The 25496-nt window shown below is 63.0% G+C and carries 30 protein-coding genes; 23 read left to right on the top strand and 7 right to left on the bottom strand.

The annotated features are described in order from the left end of the window. Nucleotides 1–8: 8 nt before the first annotated feature. From ctaD to BM173_RS12595, 13 genes are all read left to right on the top strand, one after another. Nucleotides 9–1724 (top strand): cytochrome c oxidase subunit I, encoded by a 1716-nt coding sequence (gene ctaD / locus BM173_RS12535; RefSeq protein ID WP_090482336.1) that lies wholly within the window; start codon nt 9–11, stop codon nt 1722–1724. An 81-nt stretch (nt 1725–1805) separates the two neighbouring features. After that, entirely contained in the window at nt 1806–2765 is a 960-nt protein-coding gene (locus tag BM173_RS12540; RefSeq protein WP_177201904.1) for an alpha/beta fold hydrolase, read from the top strand. Nucleotides 2766–2845: 80 nt separating this feature from the next. After that, nucleotides 2846–3766, top strand: coding sequence for a heme o synthase (locus BM173_RS12545; protein ID WP_090482342.1), 921 nt, complete (start codon nt 2846–2848; stop codon nt 3764–3766). 123 nt (nt 3767–3889) lie between these two features. After that, on the top strand, nt 3890–4462 hold the full coding sequence (locus BM173_RS12550; protein ID WP_090482344.1) for a cytochrome c oxidase assembly protein: 573 nt from the start codon (nt 3890–3892) through the stop codon (nt 4460–4462). Nucleotides 4463–4529: 67 nt separating this feature from the next. Continuing rightward, on the top strand, nt 4530–5351 hold the full coding sequence (locus tag BM173_RS12555) for a cytochrome c oxidase subunit 3 (protein ID WP_090482347.1): 822 nt from the start codon (nt 4530–4532) through the stop codon (nt 5349–5351). Between the two features lie 85 nt (nt 5352–5436). Beyond that, on the top strand, nt 5437–6015 hold the full coding sequence (locus BM173_RS12560; RefSeq protein ID WP_090482350.1) for an SURF1 family protein: 579 nt from the start codon (nt 5437–5439) through the stop codon (nt 6013–6015). 51 nt (nt 6016–6066) lie between these two features. Continuing rightward, nucleotides 6067–7458 carry a threonine synthase gene (thrC, locus tag BM173_RS12565; protein ID WP_090482353.1) on the top strand — a complete coding sequence of 464 codons (1392 nt, stop codon included), beginning with the start codon at nt 6067–6069 and terminating at the stop codon, nt 7456–7458. Next, the gene (locus BM173_RS12570; RefSeq protein WP_090482356.1) at nt 7458–8348 is read left to right on the top strand and encodes a class I SAM-dependent methyltransferase; all 891 of its coding nucleotides are present in this window, start codon (nt 7458–7460) and stop codon (nt 8346–8348) included. Before thrC ends, BM173_RS12570 begins: the two co-directional genes overlap by 1 nt. 8 nt (nt 8349–8356) lie before the next feature. Then, nucleotides 8357–8728: a dihydroneopterin aldolase gene (locus BM173_RS12575; protein ID WP_090482359.1), complete on the top strand. Its 372-nt coding sequence runs from the start codon at nt 8357–8359 to the stop codon at nt 8726–8728. Then, complete coding sequence (locus tag BM173_RS12580; RefSeq protein WP_090482362.1) at nt 8728–9033, top strand: Rossmann fold domain-containing protein; 306 nt, start codon at nt 8728–8730, stop codon at nt 9031–9033. The genes BM173_RS12575 and BM173_RS12580 overlap by 1 nt, the downstream gene beginning before the upstream one ends. Then, nucleotides 9030–9272, top strand: coding sequence for a MoaD/ThiS family protein (locus tag BM173_RS12585; RefSeq protein WP_090482365.1), 243 nt, complete (start codon nt 9030–9032; stop codon nt 9270–9272). The genes BM173_RS12580 and BM173_RS12585 overlap by 4 nt, the downstream gene beginning before the upstream one ends. Continuing rightward, nucleotides 9265–9732, top strand: coding sequence for a molybdenum cofactor biosynthesis protein MoaE (locus tag BM173_RS12590; RefSeq protein WP_245755888.1), 468 nt, complete (start codon nt 9265–9267; stop codon nt 9730–9732). The genes BM173_RS12585 and BM173_RS12590 overlap by 8 nt, the downstream gene beginning before the upstream one ends. Before the next feature lie 75 nt (nt 9733–9807). Beyond that, nucleotides 9808–10233, top strand: a complete 426-nt coding sequence (locus BM173_RS12595; protein WP_090482368.1) for a hypothetical protein — start codon at nt 9808–9810, stop codon at nt 10231–10233. Between the two features lie 59 nt (nt 10234–10292). Here BM173_RS12595 and BM173_RS12600 read toward each other — a convergent pair whose 3' ends face one another. Continuing rightward, nucleotides 10293–10805 carry a hypothetical protein gene (locus BM173_RS12600; protein ID WP_143089645.1) on the bottom strand — a complete coding sequence of 171 codons (513 nt, stop codon included), beginning with the start codon at nt 10803–10805 and terminating at the stop codon, nt 10293–10295. A gap of 189 nt (nt 10806–10994) precedes the next feature. On the opposite strand from BM173_RS12600, the gene rplU reads away from it, so the two are divergent. The 3 genes from rplU to BM173_RS12615 all read left to right on the top strand — a co-directional run bounded on the left by rplU (nt 10995) and on the right by BM173_RS12615 (nt 12520). Next, on the top strand, nt 10995–11486 hold the full coding sequence (rplU, locus tag BM173_RS12605; protein WP_090482374.1) for a 50S ribosomal protein L21: 492 nt from the start codon (nt 10995–10997) through the stop codon (nt 11484–11486). A 12-nt stretch (nt 11487–11498) separates the two neighbouring features. Then, nucleotides 11499–11768 (top strand): 50S ribosomal protein L27, encoded by a 270-nt coding sequence (gene rpmA, locus BM173_RS12610; RefSeq protein WP_006833595.1) that lies wholly within the window; start codon nt 11499–11501, stop codon nt 11766–11768. A gap of 212 nt (nt 11769–11980) precedes the next feature. Beyond that, entirely contained in the window at nt 11981–12520 is a 540-nt protein-coding gene (locus BM173_RS12615; protein WP_090482377.1) for a GNAT family N-acetyltransferase, read from the top strand. A gap of 57 nt (nt 12521–12577) precedes the next feature. Here BM173_RS12615 and BM173_RS12620 read toward each other — a convergent pair whose 3' ends face one another. Then, complete coding sequence (locus BM173_RS12620; protein ID WP_177201906.1) at nt 12578–13456, bottom strand: metal-dependent hydrolase; 879 nt, start codon at nt 13454–13456, stop codon at nt 12578–12580. Nucleotides 13457–13570: 114 nt separating this feature from the next. On the opposite strand from BM173_RS12620, the gene BM173_RS12625 reads away from it, so the two are divergent. Next, complete coding sequence (locus BM173_RS12625; protein ID WP_090482380.1) at nt 13571–14167, top strand: TetR/AcrR family transcriptional regulator; 597 nt, start codon at nt 13571–13573, stop codon at nt 14165–14167. Here BM173_RS12625 and BM173_RS12630 read toward each other — a convergent pair. Together BM173_RS12630 and ygfZ are read right to left on the bottom strand one after the other, a co-directional pair. Beyond that, a complete protein-coding gene (locus BM173_RS12630; RefSeq protein WP_245755889.1) occupies nt 14164–15228 on the bottom strand; it encodes a S41 family peptidase in 1065 nt (354 codons plus the stop codon). The genes BM173_RS12625 and BM173_RS12630 overlap by 4 nt on opposite strands. A gap of 96 nt (nt 15229–15324) precedes the next feature. Continuing rightward, the gene (gene ygfZ / locus BM173_RS12635) at nt 15325–16062 is read right to left on the bottom strand and encodes a CAF17-like 4Fe-4S cluster assembly/insertion protein YgfZ (protein ID WP_090482386.1); all 738 of its coding nucleotides are present in this window, start codon (nt 16060–16062) and stop codon (nt 15325–15327) included. A gap of 2 nt (nt 16063–16064) precedes the next feature. Here ygfZ and BM173_RS12640 point away from each other — a divergent pair, with 2 nt between their 5' ends. Both BM173_RS12640 and pyrC read left to right on the top strand, forming a co-directional pair. After that, nucleotides 16065–16925: a patatin-like phospholipase family protein gene (locus BM173_RS12640; RefSeq protein ID WP_245755890.1), complete on the top strand. Its 861-nt coding sequence runs from the start codon at nt 16065–16067 to the stop codon at nt 16923–16925. A gap of 13 nt (nt 16926–16938) precedes the next feature. Continuing rightward, nucleotides 16939–17976 carry a dihydroorotase gene (gene pyrC, locus BM173_RS12645; RefSeq protein WP_090482805.1) on the top strand — a complete coding sequence of 346 codons (1038 nt, stop codon included), beginning with the start codon at nt 16939–16941 and terminating at the stop codon, nt 17974–17976. Here the strand turns inward: pyrC and rarD are convergent. Next, on the bottom strand, nt 17954–18856 hold the full coding sequence (rarD, locus tag BM173_RS12650; protein ID WP_090482392.1) for an EamA family transporter RarD: 903 nt from the start codon (nt 18854–18856) through the stop codon (nt 17954–17956). The two genes, pyrC and rarD, sit on opposite strands and share 23 nt — an antisense overlap. 181 nt (nt 18857–19037) lie before the next feature. Here rarD and BM173_RS12655 point away from each other — a divergent pair, with 181 nt between their 5' ends. Beyond that, on the top strand, nt 19038–19529 hold the full coding sequence (locus tag BM173_RS12655; RefSeq protein ID WP_090482395.1) for a glycine zipper 2TM domain-containing protein: 492 nt from the start codon (nt 19038–19040) through the stop codon (nt 19527–19529). A gap of 212 nt (nt 19530–19741) precedes the next feature. Next, entirely contained in the window at nt 19742–20455 is a 714-nt protein-coding gene (locus BM173_RS12660; protein ID WP_090482398.1) for a hypothetical protein, read from the top strand. Nucleotides 20456–20467: 12 nt separating this feature from the next. Here the strand turns inward: BM173_RS12660 and astD are convergent, their stop codons facing one another. After that, entirely contained in the window at nt 20468–21868 is a 1401-nt protein-coding gene (gene astD / locus BM173_RS12665) for a succinylglutamate-semialdehyde dehydrogenase (protein ID WP_090482401.1), read from the bottom strand. 100 nt (nt 21869–21968) lie between these two features. After that, entirely contained in the window at nt 21969–23366 is a 1398-nt protein-coding gene (locus tag BM173_RS12670) for a protein adenylyltransferase SelO family protein (protein WP_090482405.1), read from the bottom strand. Between the two features lie 80 nt (nt 23367–23446). Between BM173_RS12670 and BM173_RS12675 the strand changes: the two genes are divergently transcribed. Then, entirely contained in the window at nt 23447–24313 is an 867-nt protein-coding gene (locus BM173_RS12675) for an alpha/beta fold hydrolase (RefSeq protein ID WP_090482407.1), read from the top strand. Then, entirely contained in the window at nt 24310–25455 is a 1146-nt protein-coding gene (locus BM173_RS12680; protein ID WP_090482410.1) for a glycosyltransferase, read from the top strand. Before BM173_RS12675 ends, BM173_RS12680 begins: the two co-directional genes overlap by 4 nt. Nucleotides 25456–25496: the final 41 nt, after the last annotated feature.

A 25496-nucleotide genomic window follows, 5' to 3' on the forward strand; every position in this document is an offset into this window, starting at 1 on the left:
ATAGCAAGATGGCCACTACCGCCGACAGCTTCCAGGCCCACGACGACCACCACGCGCATGATGCCGACCACAAGCCCGGCTTCTTCGCGCGCTGGTTCATGTCCACGAACCACAAGGACATCGGTACGCTCTACCTGATCTTCGCGATTATCGCGGGCATCGTCGGTGGCGCGATCTCGGGCATCATGCGCGCAGAACTCGCCGAACCCGGCATCCAGTACCTCCAGTATTGGGCGCAGCTGATGGGTGGCGCTGCCGACATCGACAGTGCACTGCACATGTGGAACGTGTTCATTACCGCGCACGGCCTGATCATGGTCTTCTTCATGGTCATGCCTGCAATGATCGGCGGCTTCGGCAACTGGTTCGTGCCGCTCATGATCGGCGCGCCCGACATGGCGTTCCCGCGCATGAACAACATCTCGTTCTGGCTGACCGTGGCAGGCTTCCTGTCGCTGCTCTTCTCGCTCTTCGTTCCCGGCGGTATCGGGCCGGGTGCGGGTGTGGGCTGGACCGTTTACGCACCGCTTTCGACCTCCGGCTCCACCGGTCCGGCAGTCGACTTCGCGATCTTCTCGCTGCACCTTGCAGGCGCAGGCTCGATCCTGGGTGCCACCAACTTCATCACCACCATCTTCAACATGCGTGCGCCGGGCATGACCCTGCACAAGATGCCGCTGTTCGTATGGTCGGTGCTGGTCACTGCCTTCCTGCTGCTGCTGGCCCTGCCGGTTCTTGCGGCGGCAATCACCATGCTGATTACCGACCGTAACTTCGGCACGACCTTCTTCGATCCTGCAGGCGGCGGCGATCCGATCCTTTACCAGCACCTGTTCTGGTTCTTCGGTCACCCCGAAGTGTACATCATGATCCTGCCGGGCTTCGGCATGATCTCGCAGATCGTTGCAACCTTCAGCCGCAAGCCGGTCTTCGGCTACCTCGGCATGGCCTACGCCATGGTCGCGATCGGCGTCGTCGGCTTCGTCGTGTGGGCCCACCACATGTACACCGTCGGCCTCGACGTGAACACGAAGATGTACTTCACCGCAGCGACCATGGTCATCGCGGTCCCGACCGGCGTGAAGATCTTCAGCTGGATCGCCACGATGTGGGGCGGCTCGATCGAGTTCAAGTCGCCGATGGTCTGGGCGCTGGGCTTCATCTTCCTATTCACCGTGGGCGGCGTGACCGGCGTCTATCTCGCCAATGGCGGCGTGGACGACGTGGTGCACGACACCTACTTCGTGGTTGCCCACTTCCACTACGTGCTGTCGATGGGCGCCGTGTTCTCGATGTTCGCCGGTTTCTACTACTGGTTCCCGAAGATGAGCGGCCGGATGCACTCCGAACTGCTTTCGCATCTCCACTTCTGGGGCTTCTTCATCGGCGTGAACGTGATCTTCTTCCCGCAGCACTTCCTGGGCTGGCAGGGCATGCCGCGCCGCTATCCGGACTATGCGGACGCCTACACCTACTGGAACGAGATCAGCACCTTCGGCTACATGATCATGGCAGCATCGATGGTCCTGTTCTTCGTGAACATCGTTTATGCCTTCGTGGCCGGCAAGAAGGCCGAAGCGAACTATTGGGGCGAAGGCGCGACGACGCTCGAATGGAGCCTGTCGAGCCCGCCGCCGTTCCACCAGTTCAGCGAACTTCCGGTGATCGAAGAGCATCACGACCACCACGACCACATTGGCGACGCCAAGCCTGCAACGGCCTGATCGTAGCTATAGCTGGACATGACGAAGCGGCCGGTCCCATGAGGGATCGGCCGTTTTGTTTTGCGCGAAGGAAAAGCCCGAATGCCTGAAATGCGGATGATCGACGTCGGAGAGCTGAGCCTGCGATGTGCGCTCGAGGGCGAAGGTCCTCTCGTCATCATGGTGCACGGTTTTCCGGAAAGCTGGTACAGCTGGCGGCATCAGATCGGACCGATCGCGGAGGCAGGCTTTACAGCCTGTGCGATCGATGTGCGCGGCTATGGGGGATCGGACAAGCCGCATCCGATCGAAGCCTACGCGCTCGAACGTATCGTAGGGGATTTGGTGGGCCTGAAAATGGCCTTGCAGCCGAGCCAGCCCGCGATCCTGATCGGGCACGATTGGGGCGCGCCCATCGTGTGGAACACCGCGCTCACCCATCCGGAACACTTCCGCGCCGTCGCCGGGCTGTCGGTACCGTTTGCAGGAGTACCCCAGCGCCCCTTTACCGAGGTGTTTCACGAGCACTTCACCTCGCAGGGAAAGTATTTCTACCAGGAGTACTTCCAGGCCGAGGGCGTGGCCGAAGCGGAAGCCGAGAAGGACCCGCGCGACTGGGTGCACCGGATGATGTACTCGATCAGCGGCGACGTGCCCCCGGGCAGCTATTGGGACAAGCCCTATGGCGCGACCTTCCTCGAAGGGCTTCCCGATCCGGAACCCGTCCCCTGGCTTACCGACGATGACCTCGATTTCTACGAGGCCGAGTTCAAGTCATCAGGCTTTCGCGGTCCGCTCAACCGATATCGCAATCACGAGCGGGATTTCGAATGGTTGCAGGGCTGGAAGGGTAAGCGCATCGAACAGCCTGCGCTCTTCATCGGCGGTACGCGCGACCCGGCGACCTTCCTGTTCGGCGCCGTGACAGATCCCGTCGGCATGATGAAATTCTTCGCTCCGAAAATCGAAGGCCACATCCTCGACAATGTCGGCCACTGGACGCAGCAGGAACGGCCGGAGGAGGTCAATCGCATCCTGCTCGAATGGCTCGCAAGGCTATGAGGGCGCAGGAGGCGATCCGCCTTCCCGAGACGGCTTGGACAGCGCCTCCTAACAGGGTATAGGCGGCGCCAGCGAATCCCATGACCGAAGCAGCCCCCACAACCCAGCTCCCGGCGGACTGGCGCGACTTTTACGCGCTGACCAAGCCGCGCGTGATGAGCCTCGTCATCTTCACGGGCCTGTGCGGCCTGCTGGCTGCGCCCGGGACGATTAATCCGGTGATCGGTTTCACCGCCATCCTGTGTATCGCGCTCGGCGCGGGCGGAGCGGCCGCTCTCAACCAGTGGTGGGAAGCGGATATCGACGCGGAGATGAAGCGCACTTCGCAGCGTCCCCTGCCGACCGGCAAGATGCAGCGGACCGACGCCCGCGACTTCGGCATCCTGATATCCGCCGCCTCCGTGGTCATCATGGGCCTGGCGGTAAACTGGCTGTCGGCGGCCATCCTGGCGCTGTCCATCGTCTATTATGCGGTGATCTACACCATCTGGCTGAAGCCGCGCACGCCGCAGAATATCGTCATCGGAGGCGGGGCAGGGGCCTTCCCGCCGTTGATCGGTTGGGTGGCCGTCACCGGCGACATCACCCTGATGCCGGTGCTGCTTTTCGCGATTATCTTCACCTGGACGCCGCCGCATTTCTGGGCGCTCGCGCTGTTCGTGCAGAGCGATTATGCGAAGGTCGGCATTCCGATGATGCCGGTGGTGAAGGGGGCCAAATCGACGCGTCGCCAGATCCTGGCTTATTCCGTTATCCTGCTGCCCATCGCCATTGCGCCATGGCTGATCGGCGGAACCGGCGCGATCTACGGGATTTCGGCCTCCGTCCTCTCTCTCGTGTTCCTTGCGCTGTCGTTCCCGGTCGCCTTTCGCGAGCCGGCAGAAGGCGACAAGATGCTCCCGGAAAAGCGCCTTTTCGGGTATAGCGTTCTGTACCTCTTCGCCCTTTTCGCGGTGCTGGTCGTGGATCGCATCGCCGCCCAATACGGAGCCGCCCTATGACCCCCGAAGAAGAAGCCGAATTCAAGCGCCGCCAGAAAAGCCGGAATCTCGTCCTTGGCGGGATCCTTCTTTTTCTTGCCGTGCTTTTCTACATGATCACGATCGTGAGGATGTGAGGATAAGGTGACTGCCGCAACGCTGGAGACTCGCAAGACCCGTACCGCGATGCTGGCCCTGCTCGGCGCTGCCGCCATGCTCGGCCTCGGTTATGCTGCGGTGCCGCTTTACGAACTGTTCTGCCAGGTCACAGGCTTCGGCGGAACGACACAGCGCGCCACCGAAAGCGAAGCGAATCTCGCCGAACGCATGGGCCAGGCCGCCGGCGGGAAGCAGATTTCGATACGTTTCGACGGGTCGGTCGCACCCGGTCTCGGATGGAGCTTCAGGCCGGAACAACCGACCGATACCGTGACCATCGGCCAGCGCGACATGGCTATCTACGTCGCGAAGAACAACTCCGACCAGCCGATCACCGGCACGGCGACGTTCAACGTCATGCCGGTGCAGGCGGGCGCATATTTCAACAAGATCCAGTGCTTCTGCTTTACCGAGCAGACGCTCCAGCCCGGTGAGGAAGTCCGCATGCCGGTGCTGTATTTCGTCGATCCCAAGGCGCTGGACGATCCCAACATGGAAGGTGTCGAGCAGATCACGCTTTCCTATACTTTCCACCGCGCGATAGATTCTGCAGAGTAGACCCTAGACCCGCGCGCCATGGCGCTTTAAGGGCAGCGCGATAACGCGAATACAGGACGCGAGTATAATGGCTGGCAACGTCAATCACGAATATCATATCCTCGAACCCGACATCTGGCCGCTGATCGGCTCTTTGTCGGCGCTTACCTTCACCAGCGGCATGGTGCTCTACATGCACGAAATGGCCAGCGCGCACCTCGTGCTCGGTCTCGGCATCGCCGGCCTGATCGCCACGTTCTTCGCGTGGTTCAGCAATATCGTGAAGGAAGCAGAGCGCGGCGATCACACGCCGGTCGTCCAGCTGCACATGCGTTACGGCATGATCCTGTTCATCGCTTCGGAAGTGATGTTCTTCGTCGGCTGGTTCTGGAGCTGGTTCGATTTCGCCCTGTTCCCCTCGGAAATCTCCGAAGTGGTGGGCGGCGTCTGGCCTCCGGCGGCGATCGAAGAGGTCATCAATCCCTTCAGCCTTCCGCTGCTCAACACCATGATCCTGCTTTGCTCGGGCACCACGGTAACCTGGGCGCACCACTCGCTGATCCACGGTGATCGCGATGGCCTGAAGAAGGGGCTGTGGCTCACGATCATCCTGGGCGCCGTCTTTACCATGATCCAGGCGTACGAGTACGGCGTCGCTCCGTTCGCGTTCGGCGGCAACACCTACAGCTCGGCCTTCTACATGGCGACCGGCTTCCACGGCTTCCACGTGCTCGTCGGCACGATCTTCCTGATCGTCTGCCTCGTGCGTACCTACAAGGGCCACTTCACGCCCCGCCAGCACTTCGGTTTCGAAGCGGCTGCGTGGTACTGGCACTTCGTCGACGTCGTGTGGCTGTTCCTCTTCGCCGTCGTCTACGTCTGGGGCGGCTGGGGAGCCGAATTCCACTAATGCCTTCCGGCTTGCCGGATATTGAAAGGGGCAGCCCGGCATTGCCGCGGCTGCCCCTTTCGCTTTCGATCGAGACAGTAACATCATGACCACCCGCATTCCCGTCATCCCCACGATCATTGTGGCCGCAGCCATTGCCGTGATGATCGCGCTCGGCTTCTGGCAGTTGGGCCGGATGGACGAGAAGGAAGCGCTCATCGCGCAGGCCGAGCAATCGCTGCGCATGTCGTCTGAAGTCGCCTACCCGGACGATGCGGCAGGCATCGAGGATGTGCTTTACCGCAGGACCACAGTTTCCTGCGAGGATGTGACGAACACCACGACTGTGGCTGGCACCAATAGCCGCGGTGCAAAAGGCATGGCGCACAGGGCGAGCTGCTTCCTGGCAGATGGCCGGACCATTATCGTCGATCTCGGTTTTTCGCGCAGCCCTCAGCCGGTCGAATGGGAAGGCGGCGAAGTGCGCGGCACGATCGCCCCAGGCGGACGTGTGGTGTCTGCAGAAGGCCTGGCAGGCCTCGAACCTCTCGCCAGCCCCGATCCGCGCAACCTCCCCAACAACCACCTCGCCTATGCAGGCCAGTGGTTCTTTTTCGCGCTTACGGCTCTGGTGATCTACATCCTCGCCCTGCGTCGGCGTGGCACGCGGGCTAAAGACGATTAAAGAGCCGCTTGCTTGCCCGGTGCGCGGCACCTCGCTAACCGCCTTCTCACGATGAAATACGTCTCCACCCGCGGCAGCGCTCCGACGCTCGATTTTGCAGGCGTCACACTGGCCGGCCTCGCCAGCGACGGCGGCCTTTACGTGCCTGAAGAATGGCCGCAGTTCACTCAGGACCAGATCGCGGACATGCGCGGTCTGCCTTACGCCGAAGTCGCCGCTCGTGTGATGGAGCCCTTCGTCGGCGACTGCCTGACGCCCGAGCGTCTGCGCGAGCTAACGGCCAAGGCCTATGGTCGCTTCGCTCACAAGGCCGTGACACCGCTGGTGCAGCTGGACGAGCAGCATTGGGTGCTTGAGCTGTTCCATGGTCCCACGCTCGCGTTCAAGGATGTGGCGCTGCAGATGCTGGGCCTGCTGTTCGAAGAGTTCCTCGCCCGCGAAGAGGGCAGCCTGACGATCGTCGGTGCGACCAGCGGCGATACCGGCAGTGCGGCCATCGATGCCGTTGCGGGTCTCGACAATGTCGAGATTTTCATGCTGCACCCCAAGGGCCGGGTCAGCGACGTCCAGCGCCGCCAGATGACCACGGTGCGCGCGCCCAACGTCCACAATATCGCCATCGATGGCAGCTTCGATGATGCGCAGGCGATGGTGAAGCGCATCTTCGCGGATGCTGACGTCACGGCAAAGCATCGGATCGGTGCGGTCAATTCGATCAACTGGGCCAGGCTGATGGCGCAGGTGGTCTATTACTTCATCTCTGCGCTGCAATTGGGCGGGCCCGAACGCAAGGTTGCTTTCAGCGTGCCGACCGGCAATTTCGGCGACGTCTTTGCAGGTCATGTGGCGGCGCGGATGGGGCTGCCCATCGAAAAGCTGCTCGTCGCCACCAATGTGAACGACATCCTGCATCGCGCGCTGGCGGACGGCGACTATTCGACCGGCACCGTCACCGCGACCGCAGCGCCCAGCATGGACATACAGGTCAGCTCCAACTTCGAGCGCCTCCTGTTCGACGTCGGCGGGCGCGATGGTCTTGCCATGGCCGAGCAGATGGCCGGTTTCGATGCGGAAAAGGCCATGCGCCTGACCAACGCCCAGCGCGAGGGCGCAGCCGCATTGTTTGCGAGCGCACGTGCGGATGCCGATGACATGGCACAGGCCATGCGCTGGGCGTTCGAGCAGTGCGACGAAATGCTCGACCCGCATACCGCCATCGGCCTCCACGCCGCCCGCACCGCCGGGATCGATCCCACGGTACCTGTGGTGACGCTGGCGACGGCTCATCCGGCCAAGTTCCCCGACGCCGTCGAACGGGCAACCGGCCTGCGTCCCCAACTTCCCCCGCGCGTCGGCGATCTCTTCGCGCGCGAGGAAAGCTATGTCGAACTGCCCGGCACCTATGAGGCGGTGCGCGCCCACATCATGGAGCACGCGGCCTGATGGCCGAACTCGTGCGCGATCCGATGCTGATGGTCGGCGAGGGCTGGGACGCCTATCGCCTGCTCGACAGTGGACATGGCCGCAAGCTTGAGAGCTTCGGCGATTACAGCTTCATCCGTCCTGAACCGCAGGCCATGTGGTCGCCGCGCAGCGACGACTGGCAGGCCGATGGGGAGTTCATTCCCGGCGCCGACGAGGACGGCGGCGGTCGCTGGCATCTCGACGGCAGCCTGCCGGAAGCGGGCTGGACCCTCGGTTACGACGAGGTCCGCTTTACCGCTCAGCCGACGCCGTTCCGGCACCTGCAGTTCTTCCCCGACATGGCACCGGTGTGGGACTGGATGCGTGAGCAACTCGACGGGCGCACCGATGCGGAGACCATGAATCTGTTCGGTTATACCGGCGTCGGGTCGCTTGCTCTGAGCCGCCACGGGCGGGTGACGCATGTCGATGCCAGCAAGAAGTCGGTCGCGCAGGCGCGGGAGAACGCTGCGCTCTCCGGCATGGAGGATCGCCCGATCCGCTGGCTGGTCGACGATGCGATGAAATTCGCCGCGCGCGAGGTCCGGCGGGGCAATCGCTACGACGGCATCATCCTCGATCCGCCGAAGTTCGGCCGCGGTCCCAAGAATGAGACGTGGCGCCTGGATGAGGGCCTGCCGGAACTGGTTTCCGATTGCCGCAAGCTGCTCGATGAAAACAGCCGTTTCCTGTTCCTGACCGTTTATGCCGTGCGGATGAGCAGCCTCGCGCTCGGCGGGCTGCTCGAAGAGGTGTTTGCCGATCTCCCGGGCAAGATAGAGCATGGCGATCTGGCGGTGCGCGAAACCGGCGAGGACGGACGGCATTTGCCCACGGCGATTTTCGCACGCTGGTCCAATCCGGGTTAGGGGGACCCATGAACGATTCGCTGATCCTCGAAGTTGCAGACTTCGAACATGACGTCCTCACCGGTATCTATTCGGAGGAAACGGGCAAGCCGCAGCCGCTGCGCTTCACGATCCAGGTCCGGATGAAGCCGCTGCCACATTACGATGCGGATACCTCGCTCGATGATTCCAAGAACTACATGGATCTCAAGTTCGCCGCTTCGGAAGCTTTGCCCGAGGGCGTTCACTTCAAGCTGATCGAGGCGGTCGCCGACCATGTTTGCGAAACGCTGTTCCTGCAGGACAAGCGCGTCGAGGCTGTGACGGTAAAGATCGTCAAGCTGGCGATTGCCGAAGCGGGCGAAAAGATCGGGATCACGCTGCACCGCGAGCGTCGCTGATGAAGCGGATCGAGGTCGAGGGCCTGCCGGAAGAACCGCTCGCCGCGGCGGGCCTGTTTCACCAGAACTGGCTCGATCCGATCGAGCGGGCGCTGTCTGGCGGGCAGGACGTCGTCGTGACGATGCCCTCAGCCGACCATACCCACACCGAATGGCGCCGCGCCGCCGCAGCCATGCTGGCGCGCAAGTATACGCCGCTCCGCGTCAACGTCGCGGCAGGCGAGGGCGCTGCGCTCGACGGAATCGTAGACTATCTTGGCAAAGCACCGGGCGTGACCGGGCATTATCTCGAGGCTGCAAAGTGAGCGTCCGGATCCTTTTTCTCGGACCTTTACGGGATCTGGCAGGGCAGGACGACATGCTGGTCGAGGGCACGCTCGATTGGGATCGCCTGCTGCAAACCGTGAGCCCTCAAGTCGCCGCGCAACTCCGCGAAGAACGCGTCAACATCGCGTGCGAGGGCCGCGTCCTGGCCGACAAGACTGCACTAATGGCAGAGGACGGAGACGAGGTTGCACTCCTCCCGCCGGTGAGCGGTGGCTAGGCTTTCCCTGTCGACACCGCGTGACGTGCGGCTGCTTGATCGCGGGATGTCCATCGGCGAAGCGCTGGCAGCCTTCAACGCATCCTATCCCGACGCGGGCGGCACTGCGTCCTTCATTGGCAAGGTCCGCAGCGACGACGACGTAAAGGCGCTGGAGCTCACCCACTACGAGCCGCTCACAATTCCGGGGATGGAAGAGCTTGCGCAAGCTGCGTCTGAAAAGTTCGCTCTTGCCGGAGTATTGGCCTGGCACCGCGTGGGCGTCATGACGCCGGGGCAGCCGATTGTGCTGGTGGCCGCAGCAGCCGCCCACCGCCGCGAGGCCTTCGATGCGGTGGATTTCCTCATGGACCACCTCAAATCCGCATCCTGGTTCTGGAAGCGGGAGCGCCGCGACGATGGCTGGCACTGGATCGAACCGCGTGACCAAGACCGGCGCGACCTCGCGCGCTGGAAATAATCTCGCCGAATTGATCTCGATCAAGGAATCGGTCGGCCGTGAGCGGCATCAAGTCTCCAACACAGGAGACGCACAATGGTTAAGCACTTCAGCCGCGAACTCGTTGCCGAACAGGCCCGCATCGTCGAAGCCCCCGTCAAGCATCACGAGGTCGACCGGACCTTCGAACTGCCGAAAGGCCTCTATGTCGCGACCGTCGGCCTCTATCTCGGTTTCCTGGCCGTTATGGCGACGGGCCTTCCGACGGCAGGACTCGCCATCCCGATGGCCATTTTCGCATTCTTCATCGTAGCCGGTTTCGGTGTCCCGATGATCTGGACGCGCCTCGCACCCGAAACGAAGTCGAAGCAGATGAACTGGAGCCGGTTCCGCTCGCAAGGTATCGCCACGCACACCGGGCGCCTCCCGATGCGCGATGCGGCCGTCCAGGTCCTGATCCTGCCGGCAATCGTCTTCAGCTGGGGCATCATCGCAGTCACCATCGCATCGATCGTGCGATAGGAGAGGGGAGCGCGGGAGGCGCTGGCCTAGTTGGCCTCCCGCGTTTTCAACCTGCCGTTCTAGTCCGCACGTTCGCGTAGCTGCGCGAGCGTGCGGTCTTCTTCGCTGATCAGCTCCACGATACGGCCGCGAGCGCTCTCTATCGCGGTCACGTCCTCCGCAGCCACACGGCGCGCAGTGTAAAGCGTATCGATATCGCCAAGCGGCACCGCCGCCACGCTGCGTGCCGATTCGAGCTCGGCGAGCGCTACCTGTGCGCTGGCCCAGGCTGGCGAACCTGTCGCAGTGCCCGCTGCCGCAGCGACCGTACGCTGGGCCGTGGGCGCAAGCCGCATGAATTCTGCGTGTGCCTCTTCTGCAGCGGCGACGAGTGCCGGCAGCACGACGTCGAGATCCCCTTCAAGATCGGTTTCCACTTCGGGAACCTCGATCGACTTGCGCTCGGGCGAGGCGAAACTGCCTTCGCCCCGCTCCACATCCCTGATAGCCAGGGATGGATAATCCCCGCTTGAGGCGGCACAGCCGCTGAGGGTGAGAATGAGAACGGTAGAGAAACTTGCAATTCGCAGCATCGCGCTCACATAGCATGCGGCAGGACGCGCGCCAGCGTGAAAGGCAAAAAATGCCGGATGCCAGCGTTGACTTGATGGCGGGATTCGCCTAACGGCACGCTTCTTTCCGGGCCCGCCCTAGGTGGGTCGACGGGTGCGCCGTAGATTCGCAAGGATGCGGCACAGCAATTTGAACGAGAGATAACGACCATGTTCGCAGTAGTGCGCACGGGCGGCAAGCAATACCGGGTTGCCGCCGGAGACAAGATCGCGGTTGAGAAGCTGGCTGGCGAAGCCGGTGATACCATCACGCTGGGTGACGTCCTGCTTGCAGGCGAAGGCGACACGCTTTCGGATGCCGGCAAGGTAACCGTTTCGGCTGAAATCATCGCCCAGGCGAAGAGCGAGAAGGTCGTCGTTTTCAAGAAGCGTCGCCGCCACAACTATCGTCGCAAGAACGGGCACCGCCAGATGATGACGCTGCTGCGCATCACCGACGTGGGCACCGGCGGCGCCAAGAAGGCTGCGCCGAAGAAGGCCGAAGAAAAGAAGGCTGCTCCGACGAAGGACTCTTCCGAAGAGAAGGCTGCGCCCAAGGCCAAGAAGGCAGCGCCCAAGAAGGCTGCTGCTACCAAGGCGGCTCCCGCCAAGAAGGCTCCTGCCAAGAAGGCAGCAGCCAAGAAGACCGAATCCAAGAAGTAAGGAACCCGGACCATGGCACATAAAAAAGCAGGCGGTTCATCGCGTAACGGTCGCGACTCAGCCGGTCGTCGTCTTGGTGTGAAGAAGTTCGGCAGCGAAAACGTCGTCGCCGGCAACATTATCGTGCGTCAGCGCGGCACGAAGTTCTACCCGGCCGTCAACGTCGGCATGGGCAAGGACCACACGCTGTTCGCGCTTACCGACGGCGTCGTCCGATTCCACTCGGGCAAGCTCGGCCGCAAATACGTATCGGTCGACCAAATGGCAGAAGCCGCAGAATAACCGGACAATCCGATAACGGGATCGTCCACACGGGACGGTCCCAGCCGGGCTAACGATCCGGCAGACGAAGAGGGAGATGGGGCCGACCCGTCTCCCTCTTGTCGTTTCTCCCTCTTCAAAACCGCATGGGCGAAAATTGCCTTTCGCCATCACGCAATTGTCACGCGTCCGGCCTAGGAGCCCGGAGCGTGGACCTGACGGGGAGTAAACGCATGTTCCATATCACCGAGAGGCTGCTGTTGCGGCCTGCATGGCCCGAAGATGCCGAGGCACTGTTTGGCGGGATCGCCGACCAGGGTGTCGTCCGCAATCTTGCCCGCGCGCCGTGGCCGTATCTCCCCCAACATGCCCGCGAATTCGTCATGCGAAAGCAGGACCCGCATTATCCGGTCTTCCTGATTACCAAGCCCGGTGACAATGGCTCCGACCTCATCGGCTGCATCGGCATCGATGCAAGCGGCGACGAGGTTGAACTTGGCTACTGGATCGCTCGCCCCTTCTGGGGCCGGGGATACGCTACCGAGGCAGCGCGCGGTGCGCTGGAAGTCGCGAAACTGCTCGGCCACGATCGGATTACCGCTGGCCACTTCGTCGACAATCCCGCTTCGGGCAAGGTGCTGAGAAAGCTCGGCTTCCGTCCGACCGGGCAGACTGCGCCGCGCCACAGCTGCGGTAGGGGCGAGGACGTCGATTGCGTCATGTACCGGCTCGAACTCGCAGCTGACGAAGGCGACACGCTCCAAGCGGCCTGACACCAAAAAGGCCCCGCGATCGCTCGCGGGGCCTTTCTTTCGACCCGATGGCTCGGGTTATTCGGCCGGGAGAAGGGCGTCTTCGAATTCGCCCTCGTACAGTCCGATCAATTCGCGATCGTCGTGATCCCATGGGTGGAAGCCGGGCTTGAAATAGCTCAGCCACGCCGGGAAGATGCGGCGCACGACGCCGGGCGACACGGTGAGGTACTTGAACAGACCCCACTTGGCCTTCCAGCCGGTGATACCGTCCTGCTCCAGCAGGTTGAGCGAATCGACCCAGCGGTTCTTGAAGAAGCGGGCAGTGACGGTCAACATGACGAGGCTGCGCACCTTCCAGCGGCGGAACGGCGTCCAGTCCTTGGTCGCATGGTTCCAAGTGTCGTAGGCGACGCCCTTATGTTCGATTTCCTCGGCCGCGTGCCAGCGCCACATGTCGCGCACTTCCGGATCGGCGTCCTTGAAATGGGCGGGGTTGGCGAGGAATTCCGCCGCCATCATTGCCGTATAATGTTCCAGCGCCATGGTGACGGCGAGGTTGGCGATGGCCGGACGGTCCTTGGTCAGGGCAAGCAGTTCGGCAACGCGCTGGTCGATCGCCTTGATGTCGTATCCGGCGTTTTCGGCCAGCTTGTTGAACGCGATGTGTTCCCGGGTGTGATTGATTTCCTGCTTCACGAAAGCGCGGATTTCGGCCTCGAGCTTTGGGTCTGCACCCTCGCGGTGAGCCTTGACCGCCTCGATGAAGAAAGCCTCACCGCGCGGGAAGGTGGCCGACAGCGCATTGTGCCATGCCGTGCCGAAGGGTTCTCCGGCCCACCAGCGGCGCGGGTTGGTTCCGCGGTTGAAGCGCTCGTCACGCACAGTGATGGTCAGATCGGCCGGCGTCGGCGCGGTCTTGGCAGTCGCGGTATCGATGGGGAGGGGGGCGTTCATGTCCTGCTCCGTGGTTAACTTACATCAGTGTAAGTAGTGCCTACTGACATAGATGTCAATAAGGTTCGCGGGCGGCTTCCCCTGTCCGCCACAATGGTTTACCGGTATGACCCAATGGCCACCCGCAAACGACTTTCGCCCGAAGAATCGCGCCTCGCTGCCCTCGAGGCTGCGCGCGCCCTGCTGATTGAAACCGGACCGCAATCGGTGACGCTCAAGGCTGTCGCCGCGCGGATCGGCCGCACGCATGCGAACCTGCTGCACCATTTCGGCTCTGCAGCCGGTCTGCAGAAGGCGCTTGCTGCCCATCTGGCGGAAACGGTGTGTTCCACCATCGCCGATGCCGTCCGCGCAAGCAGGGCAGGCCTTGGCAGCCCGCGCGAAGTCGTGGACCTGGCCTTCGACGCATTCGACAAGGAGGGCGCAGGCGCGCTCGCCAGCTGGATGATCCTGACCGGCAACGAGGACGCGCTGACCCCGATCGTCGAGACGATCCACAATCTGGTAGACGAGATTGCCCCTTACGAGGCCGATCATGGCGATGCGACGCACGTCCACGAAGAAACACTGGCGCTCGTGCTGATGGCGATGGGCGATGCCCTGATCGGCACCGCCCTTTCCCGCTCCTTGGGATTGCCTTCGACTGCGGCACGGGACCGTGCCGAACGGATGCTGGTCCGCAGCCTGGAAACTGCAAGCGACGCTGGCTAGTCGCGCCGGCGCGGGTCCTTCCATTGCGGTAGGAGCAGCTCCCCATTCGCCAGTTGCTCGCCAATCCGGCCAAGCAGCTGGCTCCGCTCTCCCTCGGCTTGGGTACGCAAGGCCTCGATCGCAGCGCTGAATGCCGTGCTCAGGGCCTCTTCGGCGGGGACGCTGACTTCGGGCTTCACACCGACATGCTCCCAATTCGTGCCGGTTACCGGATTGATCGCACGGCCGGTGGGAATGAAGGCGGTAAAGCCATGCGCCAGCGCTACAGGCCCGCCGGGATTGGCCCCGCCGCCCGTGGTTTCGCCAAACAGCGTCCCGCGTTTCTGCGTCTGGATATCGTAGGCCAGCTCCTCTCCGCCCGAAAACGTCCGGCTCGAAGTCAGGACATAGACCAGCCCCGTGTAGCGCGTTTCGACACTCTGGTCGGTCCAGAATTCGCGCGTCCGGTCCTCGGTCCGGTCGTAAATGCTGTTGAGGTGCCGGACATCGCCTTTGGCAAAGAGGTGGCTGGCGAATTGCGCCACCGCAGCCGGATCTCCGCCGCCATTGGAGCGCAGGTCGATAATCAACGCCTGGCTACCGGATACGAGTTGAATGGCGGATTCGTAGGCACCGGCGACCGCTTCGGGAGGGCCGAAGAAACGCAGGTCGATATAACCGATATTGCCCGGCAGCATGGCGGTCCGGGCGACGCCGAAACCATGAAGAGCCATCTGACGATAGGTTTCGGCGACTTCCTCGGCACTCGGAGGTCCGTCGGTATGGTCGCCCTGCGGCACGAATTCCGGATCGTAACGCAGCTGCAGATGGCGGTCGTCGCCTGCTTCGCGCAGGTCGCTGCGCAGCGCCTCAGCAAAAGCGTTGGCGGTTTCGAAGCGGTCATATTTGCCGCTGTCGAGAAGCCTTTCCAGAGTTTGGCCGGTTTCAGTCCCCTTGTCCGGGAAGACGTAGTTCTTCTCTAGTGCGTCACCCAAGGCTTTAACGACGTCTGCACGCATACCGGCGTCAATCGGCACATCGGCCATTTCCTGAGCGTTCGCCGTCAGGGGGGTTAGAGCCATCGCCGCGAGGCAAGCCAAAGATCTAATCATCGAACTCTCTCGGTCCATCGCAATTCGGAACGGGGCGAGGCTAACGAGCGACTACAAGTGTAACCATCAATCTTCGACGAAGGCATGCTCAAGCCAGACGGGGGCAGTCGCAGGGTCGACGTCTGCGACGCGCAGATGGTCGACCGCCAGCCCGAGTTCGGCATAGGCTGCCTTGCGCCGCTTTTCATCGGATGCGGCGAGCGGGACCACCATCAGGCGGCGGTTGACCTTGCTGCGCCAATTCATCCGGGCGGTGTTTTCCTGGCCGATGTAGCATCCCTTGTCGAAAGCCACGCCGTGCAGTTCCACGGCATTGGTTTCCAGCCACAGGATGTCGCCCATCTCGCCATATCCTTCGGGCACACCCAGGCCGAGCCGGTGCGCAAGATACGCGTCGTCGGCGGGCTCGTCCTCGTCTGATACGGGTGCCAGCCAGCGTTGACCCAGTGACGCCAGCCGCGGGTCGGCCGCGCCGCCGTCTCCCGGCTCTTTCTGCCAATGGACGCCAAGGCTTTCATCGACACCGATGTCGATCTTGCGGCGCAGGCGATAGAGGGAAAGACGCTTGGCAAGGCTTTCCGCTTGGTCTTTCTCGCAATCGAGCAGGATCTCGCCGTCGGCTGCCGGCCAGACGAACATGTCGAACAGCATCTTGCCCTGAGGCGTCAGGAGCGCTGCGTATACCGGCAAGGCGCCCGACACGTCATTGGTCAGCAAGCCCTGGAGGAACGCTGCGACGTCCTCCTCTCCGTCGGTCGGGGCAAGGCGGATCACGGCGCGGTCGAAAAGGCGGCTTGCTGTCATGCGTGACAGATAGGCCGATGCTGGCCATAGGCAATGTCGTGGACTTCGAATTCGAACAATTGGTCTTTTCCGGAGGCGGTATTCGCTGCTTCTGGCATGGCGGTTTCCTGGCCGAAGCGGGCGATGCGCTGGCGCTTGATCCCGCGAGGGTTAGCGGCGTCTCGGGTGGAGCCTTGAGCGCAGCGACCTGGATCAGCGGCCGGGAACGCGACCTCCTGATGCTCATGACCGAGGCGTTCCGGATCAACGAGGCCAACTATGCGCGCAAGCGATCGAACTTCACTCCCCATGAGGAAATTTACCGCGCCGTGGTCGAAACCACGCTGGATGCCGAAGCGATAGAGCGGATAGCGGAAGGTCCGCAGTTCCAGGTCTATCTCTCCTGTCCGCCCGCCGGCCTTCCGCCCATGGCAGCGGCGGTCGTCTACGGCATTCTCTACAAGCTGGATCAGGCGGTGCGCTCTACACCGCAGCTGGAATGGCCGCGCCGTGCAGGCCTCACGTCCTTATGCGTCGATGCGCGCCAGGCGGCCCGCGACGGTGCTCTTGCCGATCTTATCTGCGCGGCGGCTACCATCCCTCCCGTTTTCGATGTCCCGCAGTGGGAAGGGGATCGCGTGCTCGATGGCGGGATGCTGGACAAGGCGCCGCCGCCCCAGCCGGACGAAGGCCGCACGCTGACGCTGCTTTCGAGCCGCTATGCCCGCTTCCCCGATGAGGAGCGCAAGACATACGTACAGCCGAGCCGTGAAGTCGCTGCCGACAAGATCGACTTCGCCAATGCCGACAAGGTCACCCGGACATGGGAGCAAGGTGAAGAGGATGCGCGGGCATGGCTGGCAGATCAGCAAAAGCAGGGCTAAGGGAAGCGCGATCATGCCCCAGACTCTCACCATCCGCCGCCCTGACGACTGGCACCTTCATTTCCGCGACGGTGCCACCATGGAAGCGGTCGTGCCGCATACCGCGCGCCAGTTCGCACGCGCGATCGTCATGCCCAACCTCTCGCCGCCGGTCACCACCAGCGCGCTGGCGAGAGAATACCGCGACCGGATCAATGCGGCGGTTCCCGCAGGTGTCGACTTTACGCCGCTTATGACCGCCTATCTCACGGACGAAACCGTCCCGGCGGATCTGGCTACGGGCTATGTCGAAGGCGTGCTGACCGCTGCCAAGCTCTACCCGGCAGGTGCCACTACCAATTCGGCCCACGGCGTGACCGACGTGGCCAATATCGAGCACGTCCTCGAGAAGATGGCGGAAATCGGGATGCCGCTGTGCGTCCACGGCGAAGTCACTCACGCCGAAATCGATATCTTCGACCGTGAAGCTGTTTTTATCGACCGGGTCCTTGCCCCGCTGGTGCAGCGCCTTCCGGAACTCAAGGTCATCTTCGAACACATCACTACGCGGCAGGCGGTCGAGTTCGTGGATGGATCGGGCCCGAACATCGCGGCGACGATTACGCCGCAGCACCTCCACATTAACCGCAACGCCATTCTGGTCGGCGGTATCAGGCCGCATATGTTCTGCCTGCCGGTAGCCAAGCGGGAAGAGCATCGGCTTGCCTTGCGCAAGGCTGCAACCGGCGGTTCCGCCAAGTATTTCCTCGGGACCGACAGCGCGCCGCACCATCGCCATGCGAAGGAATCGGATTGCGGCTGTGCGGGAATATTCAACGCGCCTTTCGCGCTGGAAAGCTATGTCACGGTTTTCGACGAAGAGCACGCGCTCGACCGGTTCGAAGCCTTTGCCAGCCTGAATGGTCCGGCTTTCTATTCCCTCCCCGTCAATGAAGAGACGGTCACGCTGGAAAAGGTGTCTGTCGAAGTCCCGGACGAAGTCGATGGCGGAGAGGCGCGTATCGTCCCCTTCCATGCCGGCGAAACGCTTAGCTGGCGACTGGCGTCCTAGAGCGGCTCCAAAGGTCCCAGACGAATATTGCCGCTGCTATCCAGATGCAGGCGAAGCAAGCGGCCTGCGCCCATTTTAGCTCTTCGCCGAATACCGTGAGGCCCAGTACGAAGACGATGCTGGGCGCGAGGAACTGGATGAAGCCCAGCGTGGAATAGGGCAGTTTGCGCGCAGCGATGGCGAACAGCAGGAGCGGGAATGCGGTCAGCGCGCCGCCCAGCATGATCGCCGCGCCGAGCCCGAAGGATTGTGTGAAAGAGGACCCCGCGGGCAATCCGGCATAGTAGATCGCGACACCTGCTGCGGGCAGGCTCAGCAAGAGGGATTCGATGGTGAGACCGGGCAGGGCGCCCACGTCCACCTGCTTGCGGATTAGGCCGTAGGTGCCAAAACTCAGCGCCAGGGTAAGGCTGATCCATAGCGTGGTCAGCGCTCCGGCCAGCAGCATGGAAACGCCGATCCCCGCCAAGGCGACCGCCGCCCACTGCGCGCGGCTCAAGCGCTCTCCCAGGAGAAGCGTGCCGAGCAGCACATTGACGAGCGGATTGATGTAATAGCCCAGGCTGGCCGCGTAGACATTGCCTTGCTGGATAGCCCAGACATAGACGACCCAGTTGATCGCGATCAGCGTGGCGCTGGTCAGCAAGAGCATCATGACTTTCGGCGTCGCAAGGGCAGCCCGCAATTGCGGCAGCTGCTTCCTCACAGCCACGATCACGAGGCACAGCGGGAGCGTCCACAAGATTCGCCAGCCGACGAATTCGAAGGCCGGAACCTCTCTGACGAGCAGCAGGTACAGCGGCAGGAATCCCCATATCACATAGGCACCCAGCGCGGAGGTAAGGCCCGAACGGCGCTGGTCGGATTCTGTCGTGTCCATGAACCGCTGCCGCCTAGGCGCGGTTCAATCCGGCTGCAAGCATCAATTCGTCGCTCGTTAAGCCTCAACTCGTCGAAACTGAACAAAACTGACGGCGATGTTGCAATTCATTCAGGAAGCGAGGCGTAATTCTGAACGCCATCGACGCACCCCGAGTCGAATACGACCAAGGATTTGAACTATGGCTACCCTTCTCAAGACTGCTTCGCTGGCCCTCGCGGCCACCGGCCTCACCCTCGCTGCTCCGGCATCTGCCGCAGTACCGGCCCATGCCGCACCGCAGGCGCATAGCGTCGCGGCATCGATCGCCGGCGACATGACTTACGAGCATGGCAAGAAGCGCAAGCACAAGAACTGGAAGCGCGGCCATCGCGGACATCATGACGACTATCGCGGTTATCGCGCACCGCGCCCCTATTACATGGGCTACGACCGCGATTACGGACAGCCGGTCTATCGCGACACTCGCATCTGGCGCGGCCGCGACGGACGTTACTATTGCGAGCGCGAGAACGGCACGACCGGCCTCCTGATCGGTGCAGGCGTAGGCGCACTGATCGGCCATGAAGTGGCCGGTCGCGGCGGTGACCGTACCCTCGGTGCAATCATCGGCGGTGCCGCAGGCGCGCTGCTCGGTCGCTCGATCGACCGGTCGAGCACCCGCTGCGGATAATCGAACAAGAGCTTGAGGCCGTGCCCACCCGCGGCTGATAGCGCGACCTTCGGGTCGTGTCGGGCGTCGTCCGCACCCTCACCAGAGGGGCGGGCGGCGCCCTTTATGCGTGGGCGAGACATTGTCCCGCATTGAGCCATCTGCGTGCAGCGTATGGTCAATTCGGCGCGGGAAAGGCATATCGGACCGGAAATGTGCCGGAGATGCCAGAAATGAAGCTGCGCCTGATTGCCCTTGCTGCCCCCATCGCGATGCTCGCCGCCTGTTCGGGCGGCAATGGAGATGCCGAGGACGGCGACGACATGAATGCCGCCAGCGAGGGTGCGCTCAACGAAAATCTCGCGACCGATCCCGACCTTGCGAACAGCAGCGAAGAAGGCGCCGCATTGTCCGGCACGGGCAACCAGAACATCCCCAAGATCGACACCTCCGAGAGGGCGATCGAGGACGCGCGCAGCCGCGCGGTCCAGATGGTCGGCGGCAGCGCCAACATGGACGCGCTCCCGACGGCCAAACGCCTTGGCGAAGGGGCAGCGGACACGCCCGCCATGGTCCAGACGGCACGCGCGCTGCAGGGACCGGGCAATACCAATTGCTTTGAGAAGGTCAGCTACTCGGCCTCATGGTCGGCTAAGCTCCCTGCCGAATTCCCGATCTATCCGCGCGGCAACACGATCGAGGCGGCTGGCAGTGACGAGGGTAATTGCGCCGTTCGTGCCGTCACCTTCCGCACCGGCGTTCCGAAGAGCGATGTGCTGGCGTTCTATGCGACCCGCGCAGCCGATGCCGGTTACACGGTCGAACACGCCCTCAAGGGCGGCGAGAACGTGCTGTCCGCCATCGACGGGCAGAGTGCGATGGTCATCTATGCCCGCGACTTGCCGGGCAAGGTCACCGAAATCGACCTGGTCACCAGCAAACGCTGAGCCCGGCCGGGATCAGCCTTCCTTGAGGCCGATCCCGATGCTGGCACGCGGCTGGTCCATTTCGGTGCTGGCGACCGGATAGGCGCAGTAATCCGCTGCATAGAAGGCGGCCGGACGATGGTTGCCCGACAGGCCCACACCGCCGAACGGGGCGGCAGACGACGCACCGTTGGTCGGGCGGTTCCAGTTGAGGATGCCCGCGCGCGCTTCGAACCAGAACCGCTCGAAATCTTCGGGCTTGCCGCCCATCAGCGAGGCGGAGAGGCCGTAGCGCGTGTTGTTGGCTTCTGCCATTGCTGCGTCGAAATCCTTGACGCGGATGACCTGCAGCAAGGGTCCGAAGAGCTCGATATCCGGGCGATCGCTCATTTCGGTGGCGTCGATGATCGATGGCGAAAGGAAAGGTAGCTGTTCGTCGGGACGCTTCATATGCATCACCGGCTTGCCGCCACGGCTGATGAGCGCAACGAAGCTTTCGGACAGCAGATCCGCCGTCTGGTTGTCGATGACGCTGCCCATGAAGGGCTGCGGATCGGCAAAGGGTTCGCCGACGATCAGCTTTTCCGCCAGCTGCTTCACCGCAGGCACGATCTTGTCGTAAATGCTGTCGACCACGATCAGGCGGCGCGCCGCCGTGCAACGCTGGCCGGCCGTGGTGAAGGCCGACTGGATGATTGTCGCCGCGGCATCGTCGATCTTGGGGGTATCGAGCATGACGATGGGGTTGTTGCCGCCCATTTCCAGTGCGACGATCTTGGCCGGGTTGCTGGCCAGCTTGCGGTTGATCGCAATGCCTGCGCGCGCCGATCCGGTGAACAGGACGCCGTCGACCATGGCGTGTTCGACCAGCGCCTTGCCTTCCTCGGCACCGCCGTGGAGGCATTGGACCACGCCTTCCGGAATGTCCGAGGCGTTGAAGCATTTGACCAGGAATTCGCCTACGGCCGGGGTCTTCTCGCTCGGCTTGAAGATGACGACATTGCCCGCGATGAGTGCCGGGACGATGTGGCCGTTGGGAAGGTGGGCGGGGAAATTGTAGGGGCCGAGGACAGCCATCACGCCATGCGGCTTGTGACGCAGGGCTGCCGTACCCTGCAGCGCGCTGTCGAGCTTCTTCTGGCCGGTGCGTTCGGCATAGGCCGTGACCGAGATTTCGACCTTGCCGATAACGGCCTGCACTTCGGTCTTGGCTTCCCACAGGGGCTTGCCCGTCTCGCGTGCGATAAGCTCGGCGAAGGGATCGGCCTGCTTGCGCACTTCGTTGGCGAAGCGGCGGACCAGTTCGATACGCTGGCCGACGGGCTGGCGAGCCCAGTCCGTCTTGGCCTTAAGCGCTACGTCGATAGCCTGCTCGACATTCCCGGCTTCGCCCTTCCAGAGCAGTTTGCCGGTGGCCGGTTCGGTGGAAATCATTTCGGCTTGCGACACGTATCGTCCCTTCCTCTCGCTCAAGCGAGCTTCTCGCGCCGCCTATGTGACAGGCGCGCCTGCGCGTCAAATCAAGTGTGCTGCCCTAGCGCTCGTCGGGCAGGGCGGGTGCCGGACCATGGGCACGGCCCATGCGGCGAAGTGCGTCGATCTTCGCATGGAGCGGTGACCAGTCGTCGCTTCGGTCGATCGCGGCCCAGATGGCTTCGACCTCCTCGATCAGCATCGACTGCGGCGCTTCGCCCGACCAGTATTCATGCGTATCCGCGACGGGCTCGTAGCCAGCCAGCGCGGGAGCGAGATCGTCTTGCGCATTCCTGCCACCCCGGTGCCGGAAAAAGAATTCATCCGGCTGCGCCTCGCTCTCGGCCATCAAGGCTTCGCAAGTGCCGACCAGTCGCGCGTCGTCGTCACCGCCCTTGGGCACGACGCCAAGACGCCAGCACCAGCGCCGCGCGACCGCATCCATGTAGAGCGGACCGAAGCGCTCCATCGCCGCGATCAGGGGCGGGGCGTCGCAGACCAGCCTCAGCGCAATCGCCAACTGACCGCAATTCCAGTGCAAAGCCTCGGGCTGGCGACCGAAGGCATAAAGGCCGGAGTGGTCGAAATAGGCCGCGGTGAAGCCCGGCTTCCATTGCGGCAGGAAGCGCCAGGGGCCGTAGTCGAAACTCTCGCCCGTGACGTTCATGTTGTCGGTGTTGAGCACGCCGTGGACGAAGCCTGCGACCATCCAGGCGGCGGCCAGATCGGCCAGCCGCTCGACCACCTGGTGCATCAGGCGCACGGCTGGTTCGTCGCGTCCGGGCGCGTCCTCTGGCGGAGGAGGGCCGGGAAACTGCGCCAGGCAGTACGCGACCAGCTCTTCCATGTGCTCTTTCTCTTCCAGGGCTAGCAGGCGCTGGAAAGTGCCAATGCGAATGTGCCCGTGGCTCAACCGCGTCATGACCGCCGAGCGGGTGGGCGAGGGTTCGTCATTGCGCTGGAGTTGCTCTCCGGTCTCGACCACGCTGAAGGTCTTCGACGTATTCACGCCCAGTGCTTCGAGCATTTCAGTGGCAAGGATTTCTCGCACCGCGCCCTTCAGGGTCAGGCGGCCGTCGCCGGCGCGGCTCCACGGGGTCTGGCCCGATCCCTTGGTGCCGAGATCGAGCAGCCTGTCCTGCCCGTCGCGCAGCTGGGCGAACAGGAAGCCGCGCCCGTCGCCAAGTTCGGGATTGTACACACGGAACTGGTGCCCGTGGTAGCGCAGGGCCAGCGGCTGGGGCAGGTTGTCGGGCAAGGGGGCGAAGCGCCCGAAATGACGTGCCCATTTATCGTCGTCTAGGTCCGCTAGGCCAACCGCTGCCGCCCAGCGATCGTTGCGAAACTGCAATCTCGTTTCTGGAAAATCGGCCGCTTCGACCGGATCGCCAAGCCAGTCGGCGAGGGCCAGGATAGGCGTGTCGGGACGGTAGGCGGCAGGTTGTGGGGCGTCTGGCATCGCCTTGGAGATGTGGTCCCGGGACACTGCACGCAAGTCATGGCTCGAAATTTGCCGCGCTAGGCGCTACCGCGCTTTCTATGAGCACTGAATACAGCGAGCGTAGCTGGCAAAGCGCCGAGGGCCTGACCCTCTATTTCCGCGATTATGGAGAGGCGAACGATCGCCCTCCGGTGCTGTGCCTTCACGGCCTGACCCGCAACAGCAAGGATTTCGAAGGCGTCGCGGCGCATATCGCCGAGCAGGGCTGGCGGGTGATCGTGCCCGACATGCGCGGGCGCGGAAAAAGCGACTACGCCGAAGATAGCGCGACCTATGCCGTGCCGAATTATATCGGCGACGTCCTGGCGCTGCTCGAACAGGAAGGCATCGAGAAGTTTGTTTCGATCGGCACGTCGATGGGCGGGCTCATGACCATGCTGATTGCGCAGGCCATGCCGCACCGCATCGCAGCCGCATTGCTCAACGATATCGGCCCAGTGGTCGATCCGGCGGGCATCGACAAGATTCGCACTTATCTGGGGCAGGGCCGCAGCTTCCCGACCTGGATGCACGCAGCGCGCGCGCTGGAGGAAGTGCACGGGGAATCGCATCCGTCGTTCGATACGGAAGACTGGATCGCGATGGCCAAGCGCGGGATGACCGTGTGCAGCAATGGCCGCATCGCTTTCGATTACGACATGAAGATTGCGGATCCGTTCAACGATGCCGACGAAAATGCGGTCCCGCCCGACCTGTGGCCTGGCTTCGAGGCGCTGGCGAGCAATCCGCTGCTGCTGGTGCGCGGCGGACTATCCGCGCTGCTGAGCGCCGATGCCTTCGCCGAAATGCAGAAGCGCGCGCCCAATGCCGATGTCGTCGTCGTGGAAGATGCCGGACATGCACCCACTCTGGATGAGCCGGAAGTGCGCACGGCCATCGATTCCCTTCTCGCCAGCGTCAAATGAGCGCGAAATCCGGCGGCGGCGTGCCGCGTGTCCTGCACCTGCAATCGACTTTCGCTGCGGGCGGCAAGGAGCGCCGGACGGTTGAGCTGATCAACGCTTTCGGGAGCAGGCTGGCCCACACGATCGTGTCGGCGGAACCCGACCGCCTGGACGCGGCGGATGGGATCGCCAAGGGTATTCGCGTCACGCTGCCGCCGGATTTCCCAAGCCTCAAGGGCACGCCGCTGCCCGGGCGACTGATGAAGATCGCCAAGGCCATGAAACCATACGACCTCGTGCTCACCTATAATTGGGGCGCGATGGACGCGGTGATGGCGCACACGATGTTTTCCGAAGCGCTCGACCTGCCGCCGCTGATCCATCACGAAGACGGCTTCGATGAAAGCGAACTGAAAAAACGAAAGCGCAGCCGCACCTGGTATCGCCGGGTCGCGCTCGGCAAGTCCTCGGGCCTCGTTGTGCCGTCAGAGACGCTGGAGGAGATCGCACTCGTCGAATGGCAGCAACCGCTCGGTCGTGTGAAGCGGATCCCGAACGGCATCGACACCAAGGCTTTCGCCATGCGGCCCAAGCCCGACACCCTGCGCCTGATCAAGCACAAGGGAGAGCATTGGGTCGGCACCCTGGCGGGCCTGAGGACAGTGAAGAACCTGCCCCGGCTGGTCCGGGCATTCGCTTCGATGGAGGATGACTGGCACTTGGTCATTATCGGCGAAGGAAGCGAACGCGATGCGATCGAGGCCGAGATCGACCGGCTGGAATTGCATGACCGTGTCCACCTGACCGGCGCGGTCAAGGACCCGGCGCGAGTCATCGGGCTGTTCGATATTTTCGCCCTGTCGAGCGATTCAGAACAGTTTCCCCTGTCCGTGGTCGAAGCGATGGCGGCTGGCCTTCCTGTCGTCGCGCCCGATGTCGGCGATATCAAGGACATCGTGGCAGAAGAGAACCGCGAGTTCATTACACCAGCGGGCGACGAGGGCGCGCTATCGGCCTATTTGCGCGACATGGCCCGCGATTTCGCCCGCGCAGAGCGGATCGGTGCCGCCAACCAGGCCAAGGCGCGTGCCGAGTTTGACCGTGACAAGATGGTTGCGACCTATCGCCGCCTCTATTCCAGCGCCATGCGCCGGGAGTTCTAGGACAAGACGCGACGTTTCATCGCGCGTTCACCCGTCGGGGG

It is taken from the genome of Qipengyuania nanhaisediminis, from assembly GCF_900115585.1.
In the GTDB taxonomy this organism is placed as follows: domain Bacteria; phylum Pseudomonadota; class Alphaproteobacteria; order Sphingomonadales; family Sphingomonadaceae; genus Qipengyuania; species Qipengyuania nanhaisediminis.